Origin of the sequence: Pantoea ananatis LMG 2665 (genome assembly GCF_000710035.2) — a bacterium.
GTDB lineage: Bacteria > Pseudomonadota > Gammaproteobacteria > Enterobacterales > Enterobacteriaceae > Pantoea > Pantoea ananatis.
This window is the reverse complement of sequence record NZ_JMJJ01000016.1, coordinates 19,002-32,877: the sequence shown is the minus strand read 5'-3', so window position 1 is coordinate 32,877 and position 13,876 is coordinate 19,002. Positions and strand designations below refer to the sequence as shown.

The 13,876-nt window shown below is 48.0% G+C and carries 12 protein-coding genes and 4 pseudogenes; 8 read left to right on the top strand and 8 right to left on the bottom strand.

Translation table 11 applies throughout. The features are described 5' to 3' along the window. Positions 1–5 precede the first annotated feature (5 nt). Positions 6–188 carry a hypothetical protein gene (locus EL29_RS21500; protein WP_423227461.1) on the bottom strand — a complete coding sequence of 61 codons (183 nt, stop codon included), beginning with the start codon at positions 186–188 and terminating at the stop codon, positions 6–8. Positions 189–286: 98 nt separating this feature from the next. Here EL29_RS21500 and EL29_RS21495 point away from each other — a divergent pair. After that, positions 287–691 (top strand): annotated as a pseudogene (locus tag EL29_RS21495) (site-specific integrase); the annotation flags it as partial. On the opposite strand, the gene EL29_RS21490 reads toward EL29_RS21495, so the two are convergent. Continuing rightward, complete coding sequence (locus tag EL29_RS21490; RefSeq protein WP_028715603.1) at positions 688–1,368, bottom strand: hypothetical protein; 681 nt, start codon at positions 1,366–1,368, stop codon at positions 688–690. The pseudogene EL29_RS21495 and the gene EL29_RS21490 sit on opposite strands and share 4 nt — an antisense overlap. After that, on the bottom strand, positions 1,358–1,990 hold the full coding sequence (locus EL29_RS21485; protein WP_028715602.1) for a hypothetical protein: 633 nt from the start codon (positions 1,988–1,990) through the stop codon (positions 1,358–1,360). The genes EL29_RS21490 and EL29_RS21485 overlap by 11 nt, the downstream gene beginning before the upstream one ends. A gap of 182 nt (positions 1,991–2,172) precedes the next feature. On the opposite strand from EL29_RS21485, the pseudogene EL29_RS23205 reads away from it, so the two are divergent. After that, positions 2,173–2,424: pseudogene (locus EL29_RS23205) on the top strand (tyrosine-type recombinase/integrase); the annotation flags it as partial. Between the two features lie 108 nt (positions 2,425–2,532). Further along, positions 2,533–3,111 (top strand): hypothetical protein, encoded by a 579-nt coding sequence (locus tag EL29_RS21480; RefSeq protein WP_235193326.1) that lies wholly within the window; start codon positions 2,533–2,535, stop codon positions 3,109–3,111. 3 nt (positions 3,112–3,114) lie between these two features. On the opposite strand, the gene EL29_RS21475 is transcribed toward EL29_RS21480, so the two are convergent. Further along, positions 3,115–3,807, bottom strand: coding sequence for a DUF6710 family protein (locus EL29_RS21475; protein ID WP_028715599.1), 693 nt, complete (start codon positions 3,805–3,807; stop codon positions 3,115–3,117). Between the two features lie 210 nt (positions 3,808–4,017). Here EL29_RS21475 and gapS1 point away from each other — a divergent pair, with 210 nt between their 5' ends. Further along, the gene (gene gapS1, locus EL29_RS21470; protein WP_028715598.1) at positions 4,018–5,619 is read left to right on the top strand and encodes a GapS1 family protein; all 1,602 of its coding nucleotides are present in this window, start codon (positions 4,018–4,020) and stop codon (positions 5,617–5,619) included. A gap of 90 nt (positions 5,620–5,709) precedes the next feature. Here gapS1 and EL29_RS23200 read toward each other — a convergent pair whose 3' ends face one another. The 3 genes and pseudogenes from EL29_RS23200 to EL29_RS21455 all read right to left on the bottom strand — a co-directional run. Continuing rightward, entirely contained in the window at positions 5,710–6,213 is a 504-nt protein-coding gene (locus tag EL29_RS23200) for a hypothetical protein (protein ID WP_235193325.1), read from the bottom strand. A 324-nt stretch (positions 6,214–6,537) separates the two neighbouring features. After that, complete coding sequence (locus EL29_RS21460) at positions 6,538–7,431, bottom strand: DUF1173 family protein (RefSeq protein ID WP_242640094.1); 894 nt, start codon at positions 7,429–7,431, stop codon at positions 6,538–6,540. A 317-nt stretch (positions 7,432–7,748) separates the two neighbouring features. Continuing rightward, positions 7,749–7,922, bottom strand: a pseudogene (locus EL29_RS21455) (phospholipase D-like domain-containing protein); the annotation flags it as partial. 232 nt (positions 7,923–8,154) lie between these two features. On the opposite strand from EL29_RS21455, the gene EL29_RS23195 reads away from it, so the two are divergent. From EL29_RS23195 to EL29_RS21435, 4 genes and pseudogenes are all read left to right on the top strand, one after another. Next, a complete protein-coding gene (locus tag EL29_RS23195; RefSeq protein ID WP_072005281.1) occupies positions 8,155–8,343 on the top strand; it encodes an SOS response-associated peptidase family protein in 189 nt (62 codons plus the stop codon). Between the two features lie 152 nt (positions 8,344–8,495). After that, positions 8,496–8,699, top strand: coding sequence for an Hha/YmoA family nucleoid-associated regulatory protein (locus tag EL29_RS21445; protein WP_071999631.1), 204 nt, complete (start codon positions 8,496–8,498; stop codon positions 8,697–8,699). Positions 8,700–9,075: 376 nt separating this feature from the next. Further along, the gene (locus EL29_RS21440) at positions 9,076–9,942 is read left to right on the top strand and encodes a RepB family plasmid replication initiator protein (RefSeq protein ID WP_028715574.1); all 867 of its coding nucleotides are present in this window, start codon (positions 9,076–9,078) and stop codon (positions 9,940–9,942) included. An 876-nt stretch (positions 9,943–10,818) separates the two neighbouring features. Continuing rightward, positions 10,819–11,928 (top strand): annotated as a pseudogene (locus EL29_RS21435) (IS3 family transposase). 603 nt (positions 11,929–12,531) lie between these two features. Here the strand turns inward: EL29_RS21435 and EL29_RS21430 are convergent. Next, on the bottom strand, positions 12,532–13,077 hold the full coding sequence (locus EL29_RS21430; protein WP_526023238.1) for a hypothetical protein: 546 nt from the start codon (positions 13,075–13,077) through the stop codon (positions 12,532–12,534). Positions 13,078–13,876 lie beyond the last annotated feature (799 nt).

Below are 13,876 nucleotides of genomic sequence, written 5' to 3'. Positions count from 1 at the left end.
CAGATTCATACTGGAGGAAATGCCGGCATGTCTGACCGGTCTGCAGCGTTCCAGACCCACCACCGCCCCGGACCGTATTCCCTGTCATAATAGGCGGTTTTTTCCTGTTTGCGCTGCAGGTACTTTGGTGTGTTCATTCCGAAGACCTCAACCGGCAGCGCATCGATGCCGGGAACGTCCTTCAGCACGAAGTCCGGGAATACGTCTTCCTCGCCGTCGTAGCGCAGCGGCTTGATGAAGGCACGTTTTTCCTGTCAGAGCCGGTCTTCGACCATTCCTTCATACGAAAGACGCGGTGCGGCTGGTGCCACTGACGGACGCCGGCTATGTGCACCAGGTCCGCAGCTGGTTCGCCACGGAACGCCCCAGGCGTCGTGAGCCCCTCTGGTCCGTCACCGACGAGACCATGCGGAACTGGCTGAAGGCCGCCGTGAAGCGGGCGAACCATGACGGGGTGTACTTTTCCATTCCGGTGACGCCGCACACCTTCCGCCACTCCTATATCATGCACATGCTCTATCACCGGCAGCCGCCGAAAGTGATTCAGGCGCTGGCCGGTCACAAGGATGCGCGCTCGATGGAGGTGTACACGCGGGTGTTTGCGCTGGACGTGGCGGCAACGCTTTCGGTCTCGTTCAGCGGGGAGGGCGCGGAAGCGGCCGCGGTGCTGCGATCGCTGCCGCCGGGTTAAAAGCGACAGGCAAAGAAGCGGCGCATCCGGCGCCCTAAGCCTTTCATTAGCGAGCAGAACGTCGCGGTCTGCTCCGGCCTGAGCAGCTGACTGAAATCGTTTTTCATGGAGGTTAAAAGGGTTTCCTGCAGGCTCTGCAGCTCCCTGACGCGGGTTCGCATCGCCTCCGCAAATGCGCCCGCCTCTGCAGCTGTCCGCACGCCGTTCCTGCGTTCTATGTTTTCCTCACCCGGCGTCGTAATCATGAAAAACGCGTTTATTTCGCGCTGCAGCTGCGGAACGGTTTGCTGCCAGCGTGCCCAGTCCGCTTCCCGGTGAAACCTCAGACCGTGGGAGGCCTTCTGCAGGTCACTCCGGTTAAGTCCCCATACAGGATCGGCATCTAACTGATCTATCCATTTCTGCAGTTCCGCGACAGGGATGACTGCGCTGTCACGGCTGCCCGGATGACGTTGCTCCGTCATTATCGTTCGCTTTGCATCGACAAGAACCGCAAGTGCAGCAGTGTACTGAGCAAAGTTATCAAGAGACCTGAGCACCAGGGCAGAAAGGCTTTCCAGCTGGGTCGTTTCAATTTCGAGCGCTTTCTTTCTGTGCTCGTTACGCAGGGCAAAACGCGCCGTCAGAAACACGCCTAAAACGGTGATGGCCGGCGTGAGCAGATCTTTAATTTCCATGTTTTTTATCCTGAGTGATGTTACCGGCAGCCATCCTGGCCTCCCGGGCAATACGCCGTTCTATTCGGCGTATTCTTATGCTGAACCCGTCATGGTACCTGACGGTTTCCTCAATGCGTGTTTCCCTTTCCCGGTGTGCCGGGGAGGGTGGCGATAAACGGTAAGCTGCACGGAGTTCCCGTGAGAGTTCCACGGCCCGAAATCCCAGAAAAGAAAAAATCTTTTGCCGCGTGGCGTAAAACTTATCGTCCGAGCCGTCATCCTCTTCAAAGGCTTCACGCAGCGCGTCAGACGTGTCATTTTGCAGGCTTTCCAGAGCGCGTACCCTGTCACTGATGCTGAGTGGCAATAACTCCCTGCCGGGAATATCAGGCACGTTTAAACGGGCCTCTTCACTCCGGGGCTTCCGCTTACGGTAATCGTGGTATGCAGGATCGGTAAAAGGATCGTAACCGTTATCTCTGGCAACCGCATCGTAACCCACAACAAATTTATCGAGCACGCTGACCAGATGTGACGCGGCTTCCCCCGCCCGCCGTTGCCGGCTTTTACGGTTAAACAGGTATTGTGCTGTTCGTGTGATAACTGAAATGACAGCACCCGTCAGGTTGGGTAGGCCCATTGTTATGTCCGCCTCTGGTCGTGGTCATGCTGTATTCATTTTACTGTCATTTTGCGAAAGGGGGGCGGATGAGAGACGTTTTGGCTGAAAGCGAAAAACCCGTAAGGGAAAAATCCCCCCTCCTGAAAGGGCGTCATGCCCTCAGAGAACCTGTTTTTTATCATGCGTCAGTGATGCATCCCGATCAGCCCCTGCGTAACTGGGAGAAATTGGCCGGGACGAACGATGACGGGAGCATTTTTCCATGCCGGTGACGCCTCACTCCTTCCGCCCCTCCTGTATCATGTATAAGCTCTGTAAACATCAGCCAGCGAAAGTTATTCAGACGCTGGACGGTCACAAGGAATGCACGCTCGATAAACGTTTACATTCGGGTGTTTGCGCTGGACGTGGCGGCAACGCTTCCGGTATCGTTCAGCGGGGAAGGTACGTAAGCGGCCATCGTGCGGCGATGACCTGAGCCAGGATGATTACAGGGAGAAGGGTCAGTGACAGAGGCTAAGGATTTTACTGAGCTGTTTCTCAGCCACGGCTGGCCGGTGGTGATTGCTTTCGTCACGTATCACGCGGTGAATATGATTTTTGGCTGGCTGAGCCGGACCGAACCTGCCGGGCTGTTCAGGGCAATTTTCAACAGAAGACGCCAGCATCTTGAAAAAATGCTCACTCAGCCTTATCTTTCGCGGGAAACCCGCAATCTGGCGCGCGCTGAACTTAACCAGCTGTCGCGCAGAAAGCTGACCGGCTTCTCGGATCCACGCCTTCAGAAAGCGCTGACACGCCTCTGCCTGCGCCATAACCTCCCGTCCCGCTACTTTATCCGCTGGCGGACCTATTTGTCGGAAAAAAATGGGCGAATTGTTTTTGCACAGAGGTGGTACAGACTGGCCTGGCGCTTCTTTATATTCCTCAACCTGCCGGTAAGTACCTGTTATACCGGATTTTTATTTTATCTTGCCGCACAGAAATACGATCCTGTCACGGCTGGGTTTATCATGGCATTTTTTACAGGAGCATTATATCTGCCATGGCTGGCCATGACTGTGCCAATGGGACCGTGGCCTACGAAGGAAATGGAGATGTATATCAACGCGTATAACGCCTCTGAGACTAAAAAATAGCATTCAGAGGTTAATCAGCCTTCCTATCTCATAAAATGCCGCCGTACGCCAGTCCCGGACTGTTTCAACCGGCCCGTCATTGTCATACCACCAGAGACCATCGGTTGAAACGCATGCCAGCAGCGCCTGTAGATCATAAACTTTATCAGGCATCAGGGTCCCTTCGCCCGCCAGAATGCCGGCCGCCAGCGAGTGATTGCCGCCCTTCACAAAACCAATACGCCATGGAAGCCACAGTTCAACCACCTGGTTTGAAGGATCGAACTTCCAGGGTTTTCCCTGCCAGGCTCCGATACTGAGGCTGTTACTGTAACTGTTCATACTCCACGGCCATGGCAGAACCATGTCAGACGCCAGCGACAGCGGGTAATCATCAGGCGCTATCTTCTGCTGGCTGAGCTGTTCAAAACTGATGTAATCAAAGATCCCCTGAAAAAAGAACTGTCTTTCATTGAGCTCGGGCCGCGCATCCTGCCCCTCTGCGGCTACCGCCAGCAGATAATCAGCCTGCAGGGGCCTGACAAGGGCCCGCAGGAGAGTGTGGCATGCCGCCGGGGGCAGAGACGCCGCGAACGAAAGCACATGGTCGAACCGGGCTTTGTCCCGATTAAGACCGGCTTCATTTACCGGGGCTGTAACGCTGTCAACCGGCTCACCCGGCTCACAGCGTGTCTGTTTTTTTCTAAACCATATCATCCTGAGAGAGCCCTCCGGTTTTAGTAAAATGAAAGGCTCGCGGCCATCATCAGCGGCTCACCATTCGCTCGGTTTACCTTCAGCTGAGAACGGTGTAATGAAGTGCCTTCCGTGGCCGAAATCACAGACAGTATCCTTACTGCTCCAAAAACATTTAGTCTGTAACAGACTAAGCACGTTTTTATTTCAGCGCCATGTTAAGGACCAGACATGCTACCTCTGCTCAGAACACGAAACAAATACCCGGAACTTGCCAGTGCCATCATAAAAAAACTCAGTACCTATACGCATGCATCGTTTTTAAGGCGCCTGTTTGAACACTTCCAGGTTTACAAAAATCCCGCTCATGGCGTGGCACTCAACTATCCCTGGAGTTGTTTTCTGGCCCTGAAGTGGAAATTCATTGTACCGGAAAAAGAGCGCGCCTCTGTCATGTCAGAGAGAGACTTCGTTGCGGTCATCAACCGAATCTATCTGCTCCAGGATGAAGCAACTGATCTCTACCGGGCTGAGGGTATTTTTCTCGAAATGCGACGAATGATTGTCAATCAGGCTTTCTATCAGTCGAATGTCCGGACTTATGCGACGTCACTGGCCCGTCAGTACATCTGGTACTGCAGAAGCCCGTCGCCGTTCTATCGTGACCGATTTTTCAGCCTGACAGGGCTCAGACTGGAGGACTACTACGGGATGGCCCATTTCCTGATGGCAGTTTTTCATCGGGATACCCGCCGCGAATCCGGAAGCTTTCCACTCAGTAAGCTCATCCTGTATATGGTTCCGAAATACGGCGTTGAGGCAGTGGACGCGTTTCTCAGGCTTGTCTCGCTGAGGCCCGACGAAATCGGAACCTTCATTGCCTACTACAAACGGCCCACGCCGATTCCCGAAGAATACTATGAGCGTACGCCTTTTATACGCAGACCCGTCTTGCTGTCTGAAGATTCGGCAATCGTTTTCTCAAAACAGCTGCTTGGTGCCGGACTTGGCTCACTGGTTCCCGAACTCTTTAAGGAAAATCATACAGGTGATTACGGCAACAGGTTTGGCGGAACAGTTGAGCGCTACCTAGAGAAACATCTGTCTCAGACTTTCAGCGAGCTGCAGAATGAGCAGACTCTCAAATCACGTTACAAACGTGCGGATCGCACAGGTAAAGTCGTGGATTATCTTATCCGTGAGGGAGAGGCTTACATCTTCATTGATTCAAAAGCGGTGCTTCCCCACAGGATCCTGAGAGAATCGGCCAGTGCGAACCTGCTGCACGACAGGATCAAGGGAAACCTGATAGAAGGGTTAGAGAAAGGAGAAAAATGTGCAGCCATTATCAACGAAATTGAAAACAGACTCCCCTCCCGACGAGACTCGCTGATAATCGTTTTACAACAGGATCATTTCATTTCCAGCGGTCAGTTCATTGCCGCCAACATCAAACCCGACATATTTGACGTTCTCCGCGCGGAGCTGCACCATTTGCCCGTGCCGGAAGAACGGATTTACTTTCTGACCATCGATGATTTAGAAGTGCTGACAGACGTGTGCCGCATCCGGCAGATGACGGTCACGGAGATCATCGACATGTGTTCCGAAGCTGACGGCGTTCCCCGGACGCAGAAAATGGATTTCCGGATGCATCTGTCTGCATTGCTTCCGGATGATTATCCGCTGCGGCAGGAAATCAAAGACGTTCTTAATGAGCTTTCAGACGGGACTCAAGAATTTGTTTCTCAGTCATCCCGAATCTGGGACGGGAGAGCAGGTGAGTACGTGCGTATAAGGGAGTTTTTATTAAGGAGCTGCGAGGAAGGTTAACTGAAAAAATTTAAATGCGTTAAGCGGGAAAAGAGCCTTCTTTTCCCGAAAATACAGATAATTACCCTTGTAAGGCCGGTCATCAGCAAATCAGCGACTCATCTGAAAACTGACTGCATTGAGTCGCGCACTACGCAGTTTCGTCAGGGCGAAAAAATCCCATCTGGGTTTCCCGACAGCGACCTTGAGCGCATTATAGACGGGCAGGGCCGGCCCGCTGAACGGAAGAACACAAAGCCTGCTGCCATGGCCTACTGCCCAAACGTTGAAAGGTTTCAGACGTATGAGTTTCAGCTCCTCCGCCGGCACGGAAACAGAGGGGGCGACCCATGCAAACATGGCACTTCTGTGACGTTTGAAGAGTTCAACCCTGTTTTTGCCTTCCAGAGCAACATACAGCGGCAACCCTCCAGGACAGAGGTATTGAGGGTCACAGGTCCCGACATCACATTCCTTAACTGCCTTATCAGACCAGTCCATCACCTCTTCCGGACTGTTACTGGCATAGCCGCTCAAAGAGCCCCGGTCATAAATGCCATATGTACCCGAAACAACGAGCTGAGGACGAATGAGGCGTTTTTCATACTCTCCCATTTCAGCCGTCCGGCTGTACAAAAAAGGCAGTGCATAATGCATAAAATGAGAAGGATAAGCAGCAGTTGCGTTACGTCGCGGCCTACGGGATTTATTCCATTTTTCTGAGGGTTCGTAATATCCTGACAGCCACCTGAGCATCCTTACGAAAGACGGGTGGACACAGGACGTGCGGTTTGCCATGTCCAGGTCATCCTTGAACTTAACAAAATTAAGGCACGCCCGGACTAAAGGATCACTCCGGTCATGAGGTTCTTTTTTTACACATTCCCGAATCTGTGGCTCTGTACTCATTGTCTGTACCTGCCTGAGTTGACTGAATTATCATTTTGCGGAGCGGAATGGAAATGCTGGCATGTCTGACCTGTCGGCAGCGTTCCAGGACCACCAGTGTCCCTGACCGTATTTCGTATCATAATGAGTGGTTTTCTCCTGCTTACGCTGCAGATACTCAGGCGTGTTCATGCCAAAGACCTCCATCGGCAGCGCCTCCACACCAGGGACATCTTTCAGCACAAAGTCCGGTAACACATCTTCCTCACCGTCGTAGCGCAGCGGCTTTACGAAGGCGCGTTTTTCCTGCCACAGCCTGTCTTCGACCAGCCCCTCATAGCCCGAATCAAGCGGAATGAAGCGGGGGCTGACCGTCATCAGCGCCACGTCGATGACGGTACTGCAACTGGACGGCAGGTTGCGCCCGTCAGCGTACCTGAACGTCGTTTCCGGCGGCTCCGTTTCCGCAATGACCACGACCTTCATGCCCCGGTGCCAGTCGCCCAGCTCGCGGCCAAAGCTCCGCTCAAGGCGCAGGCGCACGTCTTCCGGCAGAACCAGGTCAGGAAAACCAAAAAACAGCCCCAGCGGCAGTGTGGTCCTCAGCCGGGCTTCAGCCGCCTCATTCCAGCTGGCCAGAACGGACACCACGATGAGCCGCCTTTTGTTCTTTTCGGCCGCTCTCAGGTGTTCCCGGTTTGAAATAACCTGCGGCGTGCCCTTCATGGCCATAAGCAGCAGCGACTCTTCCAGCGGCACGCGGCCGACGCGTATCCGGCCCGCCGTCTGCTGCAGGCGCCAGCTCACCCAGCCGGGCGTGCGTTTCTTTTTGTCGAAAGCAGGATGCCAGACGTTGATGCCGGACTGTTCCCACAGCAGGTGAAGCAGCCCCAGCAGGCGCATCGAGGGCCGGCGCTTACGCTTGACCGGTTCATCACCGGACACGTCTTCAGCCGGTTTGACCTCTGACGGTGCCTTTTTCTGCAGGCCGGTGGGCAGCCTGAGTAGTGGACCTTAAGGCGACGTTTTACCGGGTCGGTCTCTGCCGGCAGGCAGTTGCAGGTCACCACCGTGGTTTTCTTGTTGTCGCGGGCGTGCTTTAGCCAGCGCTGCCAGGTCCCAGTTTCCTCCTGCTGGAAGGCCTCACTTGCGTCCCGCTCACCGCGCTGTCCACGGAAATGAACCGCGTAGGTTTTCTTTTTTGCCATTCCCATCCCCCCCGTCCGGAATAACGTTTTGCCCCCGCACCGGGAATCACGCCTTTATTTGTCCTGACACGTCACCGGCGTGGATTCATTCCATAGCCTTTCGAATTCTGCGTTATATTCAGCAGCAACCGTTTTATTATCAAAAACTGCCAGTGCATTTTCTGCATTCCGCTTTTCAGCCGACGAGGTGTAATTAAACGACCCGGTTTCGGTATTGCTAGGAACGAGCGTGATGATACTCAATCAGCGGGAAAGCCAGCCCCTTTTTGAGCCTGTATTCTGGGGCTATAGGCCTGACTGATGGCACATGGCTATGCTAGTTAACGGCAGGGGGGCGAATTGCTGCCTCCTGCAGAATGTTCAGCCATATGTGGCAGCAAGGAAGGGCTGTAGTGCCAGCCAGTGGCTGTTGTGAAGGGACCAGAACGGATGACGGCAAAAAACCATACATTATCTATCAGTGCTCAAGCCAGCCACTTTCTTCGCTGCATTAGGCAAAGCGCCCTTTGATCAGGATCATGCCCGTGAGGGGTTTATCATAGTGACAGCTGAAAGCAATAAGGGAATCGTGCATATTCATGACCAGCGGCCGCTGGTACTTCAGTATGACAGTGTAGGAGAATGGCTCTACGAAGACAAAGGTGCATAAAGAGCTAGCGAAATAGTGCATAAGAGTGTTCTGCCATAAAGTAGATTATGCAGTAGTAAACACGCATACCTAGGAAAAGGCGTTTACAGGGCCGGTTTGAATGCGTTTTACCTACAGTCCGCAATTAACTTTGATAAATGTAGTTGGAGAAAATGAATAAAACTGATTGGCTCATGAGATTTCGCCGGTGCCGCTCAGCGGAGACACTTGAAATCGTGTATGAACATTTGATGTATTCAGACCACACTGAAGAACAATATGAAATCACCCGTGCCTACGATCACCGAAAGGCGGAACTGGTAACCGGTAAGCTCTATGATCGTGTCCCCGCCCATATCTGGAAATTCGTCGAGTGATCCCGTCATAGATTTTTTCAGCAGAAACTGGCTCAACGAATACAAATTTTTTGTATTCGTTGAGCCAGTTGAACAAGCCGAAGGCGCGTTAGTAGAGACGATCGTTTATCCACATGTGCACAGGCACGATCCTATAAATATTCCAGTAAGATCCTTACAGTTCCAAATAGATCCCGTTCTCTCTCCGGCCTTGTGGTGACTGACTTCAAACAAATTACAGATGTGTGCTGGTGGGATAATCATGTGTGCTGAAGGGATGAACATGTGTGCTGGACGGCTGGTAATGTGTGCTGAACGGATGTAATGTGTGTGTTGTTGGGATAAAGGTGATCTTTACTCACAGTAAGATCCTTTAGCTACTAAGTGAGATAATTATATGAAAGATGAGTCATTTATCGGTGATGCTCTTTACAGTGATATGGTCAGTAAAGACAAACGACTCACAGTTAATTCCAACAACACCGTTCAGCCTGTAGCACTTATGCGTCTCGGTGTTTTTGTACCTAAACCCACGAAGTCTCAGGGCGAAAACAACGTTGTTGATGCATCTGAATTATTCTCTCAGTTAGAGATAGCACGGGCTGAGGGATATGATCACATTAACATTTCTGGGCCACGTCTCAATATGGACAGCGATTTTAAGGTCTGGATTGGGGTTATTTATGCATTCAGTAAATATGGTCTGGCATCAAACAAGATCGAACTGAAGTTTACTGAGTTTGCCAAAGGGTGTGGATTTTCTGCTAAACGAATTGATGCCCGTCTACGGCTTACTATTCATGAATCCTTGGGAAAATTACGTAATAAATCAATCTCTTTTAAGCGCGGTAGTGATGCGAGGGGAAGTTATCAAACAGGCCTTCTGAAGACGGGTTACTTTGATGCTGAAAGAGATATTGTTCAGCTGGAAGCTGATGAAAAACTATGGGAGCTGTTCCAATTAGACTACAGAGTCCTTTTGCAGCACCACGCCATTAAAGCACTTCCAAAAAAGGAAGCCGCTCAGGCGATCTATACTTTTATTGAAAGTCTCCCTGCAAACCCGATACCTGTCAGCTTCTCAAGACTGCGCGAGCGCCTTTCTCTGAGCAGTTCTGTCAGTGAACAAAACCGGACTATCAAAAAGGCGCTTGAGCAGTTACAGAACATCGGTTACCTAGAATTTTCGCTCGTTCGTAAATCCCGCGAAAACTTTGTTATCATTCATAAACGTAACCCTAAGCTGAAGCCTGCGGACATCTGAATGTGTGCTGTTGGGACAAATAAACTCCCCTCAAAAGAGTAGAGGCCTTCCCAGTAATGGTTCGGGCTACCTTTTACAATGCTAACGAATTGATCCAGAAAAAAGCCCGCCAGCACACACATGAGCTCATTTGCTAAGATTTTTCCCCTCCAGCGCACATGTTTCTTCACTAATTAAGATAATTCACCTGTCAGCACACACATTCTTCCACTAACTAAGATTGCCCCTTAGCATACATAATGGTCACTCACTATATTAGACCCCGTCAGCCCCCATATTGACTCACTAACTAGGATGCACCACAGGTCAGCTTAGGTATTGGGTTACTCACTTGGCTGACACCCCCGCCAGCACACATGATGAGTTACCAACTAGGATGATTATCAGTAAGCTTAGGCGAAGGTTTACTTACTAGGATAATTCCCCCGCCAGCACACATATCGAGTCACTAACTAGCATGATTCCTAGGTCAGCTTGATTTCTGAGTTACTCATTAGGACAATTCCCCGCCAGAGCACATATTGGATCACTATCTAGGATGATTCCCCCGCCAGCACACATTTTGTCCATCAACTAGCCAAACCCCCCCCGCCAGCACACATATCCCTTGCTACAATTGTGAATTGTTATCATCCAGTAATTACTACTTCATAGAGATGTTTAGATCCCCAACAGTGCAACAAAATAAAGATATTACATGTCAAATAGCACAGATACTGGTTTTCAGAATGTTCAACAGCGTCCCGCTAGCACACACTTTAAATATTTGTGAACCCTCACGTACTCAAACGTATGCTGTTTATAAGGTCTTTATCCCTCCTGTTATCATCCCACTTTAATCTTCCGACATACTGATATGTCCCCGAGGAGATCGCTATCCGTAAGATCCGATTTACTGAACACCAGATCATCGCTGTCCTAAAGTCAGTCGAGGCCGGGTGAACTGTTAAGGATGTCTGCCGTGATAGCGGTAACTCTGAAGCCAGCTATTGAAACTGGAAGGCGAAATGCGGCGGGATGGAAGACGCTGATATCAAAAAATAAAATAACTTGAGGACGAAAATCGTCGTCTGAAGCAGATGTTTCACGGCCTGAGTCTGGAAAATCGTGCGTTAAAAGATGCCATCGAAAAAAAGGGTTAAAACCAGCGATGGAGCGTGAGCTTGTCAGCTATCTGAGGGTGCAATTTTCTATGAGCTTACGCCTAGCATGCTGGACATTATCGCTGAGCAGGACGGTGTATTTATACCATCCCGATCTCTGCCTGGATGAGCACGTGATCCGGGCGCTGACTGAACTGGCAGAACGTTATCCTCGGTGCGGTTTTAAGAAGCTGCTCCAGGTGCTGCGCAGACATGATAATACCCGGAATAACAAGCGCGTGCACCGGATTTACTGCCTGCTGAAACTGAACTTTCGTCGCAGGGTAAAGCAACGTCTGCCAGTGCGCAACTCGTCACCAATGGCCACTCCGGTGACGTTAAACCAGAGCTGGTCCATCGATTTTATCACGATGCGCTGCTGTGCGGCAGGGGCTTCAGATCCATAAATATGATGGATGATTTTAACCGGAAAGCACTGGCGGAAGAAATCGACCTAAATATACATGCATATTGGGTGGTAAGGGTACTGGAGAAGATCGTGGCAAACCGAGGTTATCTACTGACGATGCGGAAGGACAATGGTTCTGAATTAATCTCACTGCTCCTGGCGAAGTGGGCTGAAGAGCATGACAAAATGCTGGACTTTATCGAACCGGATAAGCCGACTCAGAAAGCCTTTAGCGAACGGTTTTACCGGACGTACTGGACAGCAATACTGGATTTTTACCTGTTCAAAACCCTGAAGGAAGTACGGGAAATCACAGAACACTGGCTGACGGAATACAACAGCTAGTGGCCTCATTATTCCCTTAATAACCTGACGTCAGAAGAGTACGGGCTGATGACCGAAAACGCGGAAAGTTCTAAAAGTGCGATGAACTAAAACGGCTGCACTACACATATGATGGAAAAAGGGTAGTCTCATCAAAGTTACTTGCCAAATGTTTGTTAAAGCGAATAAATAATTTACACAGAGTATCTTTATAATCAACTATAATGTGAGTTTTCTATAAATAATTGCTATTAAACTGATTTACATCATCAATTACTCGGTTAATGATAATAAATATTGCTAAATGTTAAGGCAGGTTGTATTTTTATGGGTTCCTGTTTTAAGTTGAAGGTGTTTTCAGTAAATGAGTTTATTAAGATTTATCCATAATGCCTCAATAGTATTAATATTTTTTTTGATGTTAGTCACTGTTCGTGGTGATGTATATGATGAAAAAAATGCCCAGGCAGAGATGCTGATTGACACATGTAATAAAACACTCAAGTTTTTTAAAGTAACGAAAAAAAATTGCATATATAAAATCAAAATGTTGGTTAAACAAAGTTGAGTTTTTTATGAGTAAATATATTTTTTTATTAACCTAGGTAATCAGAATGCTAGCATAACAGAATGTTAAAGTTTCGTACGAAATTATGATATTATCATTATCTGGTTATTAAATTAAGTTGGAGAAGAAAGAAATTTTAAAAAAATCTAATGCGATATGTTTAAATGGTGAAACTTTCTAACCCCCATTTTCTTTGAAAGTCTTTCGCTGTGTTTGTAATATTGTTTCAAGTTGATATCTAATTTGTTGGTTACTTGAGTTGCGTCAAAGCCATCTAATCTCATCTTAAGTATATCGTATTCGAAACTACTTAGCCTGCCAGCGCATTCTTTATCTGAAACGTTCCTAATGCCACAGAAGCAAACATTTTCTATAATCTCAGTAATCTTTTGCAAGGAGGATTTTGCATCAATAACTGCAACAACATTCCAAAAGTGTCTGTAGTAGTAAAGTGCAAGTGGCATCATTCTTTGTGTGCTGATAATTACAATACGTTTGTGTTTCCTGTTTATAAGATCCTGGTTCAGATAATTTTTAAGAAAAACATCATGAAAGTATATGAAGCTTAGACCTCGTATGTTGTTTGTGATTGAATATGGTACTTTTTTCTTAAGTTCTTTAATGCCCAACTCAAAGAAAATATTTTTCCCTTTTGTAATATCATCCATATTTCTGCCTTTGCATTTTTGAATTAAACAGGGTGTGAAATGGCAATAGTGAGCATAAATAACACAAATTCATTGAATTATAAGCAAAAATCAACATTCCTCGTACATGTCTGTAACGACCGATTGTAAGTTATTTGATAGTTTTAACCTATTGTTTAATGATCTTTCTTGGTGATCAATTGATTGATAACGGATAATGCTAAAATTAATCTAAGCGGATTGGCATGAAGCATCTCCAAAGTCAGTTGGCATAAAAAGAAAATTTTAAAAAAAGTAAATTTAGTCTTCTTCCGTAATTTCTTCCTGTAGTAAAACACCTGTGTTCTTCTCTTAAAGATACCAGTTTTTATTAAATATTACCTAAACAAGTTTTTTAATTCATGCGTTTTTTTACATCAATGTTGTTAACCATTAATTAATGCCTGCCAATATTTTTGTAAAATCACCCTATGTATTAATTAAAAAGTGAGAATTCAGAAATAAAGATTATCTAAATTTTATTAAATTTAAATTAAAAATGTAGTAGAGGGGATTAAATTTTTTACCTTTCAAGTTTAAATAACTGAAATATACTTCATGATTAGATAAAATTAAAATAACTTACCTTTTTAAGGTGTCTATTTTTTAAATTAAGTCAAGTGCTTTATAGAGTTTTTTATAAATATCAACTTTGATCTCGAAAAGATGCAAGTATAAGATCACCGAACAAGTATAAAATATCTTTTAAAATTAACATGGTACCAGTGTATGATGCTCTTTCCTGAATCGTGGGGTAGCTTATTTCAACTGATTCTCTAGCTACGGGATACAACGATCGAGTTGT

Coding starts and splice junctions, on each gene's coding strand:
- EL29_RS21485 (WP_028715602.1), bottom strand. CDS start 1,990: ATGGGCCTACCCAACCTGACGGGTGCTGTCATTTCAGTTATCACACGA.
- EL29_RS21490 (WP_028715603.1), bottom strand. CDS start 1,368: ATGGAAATTAAAGATCTGCTCACGCCGGCCATCACCGTTTTAGGCGTG.
- EL29_RS23200 (WP_235193325.1), bottom strand. CDS start 6,213: ATGGGAGAGTATGAAAAACGCCTCATTCGTCCTCAGCTCGTTGTTTCG.
- EL29_RS21445 (WP_071999631.1), top strand. CDS start 8,496: ATGAATAAAACTGATTGGCTCATGAGATTTCGCCGGTGCCGCTCAGCG.
- gapS1 (WP_028715598.1), top strand. CDS start 4,018: ATGCTACCTCTGCTCAGAACACGAAACAAATACCCGGAACTTGCCAGT.
- EL29_RS21440 (WP_028715574.1), top strand. CDS start 9,076: ATGAAAGATGAGTCATTTATCGGTGATGCTCTTTACAGTGATATGGTC.
- EL29_RS21475 (WP_028715599.1), bottom strand. CDS start 3,807: ATGATATGGTTTAGAAAAAAACAGACACGCTGTGAGCCGGGTGAGCCG.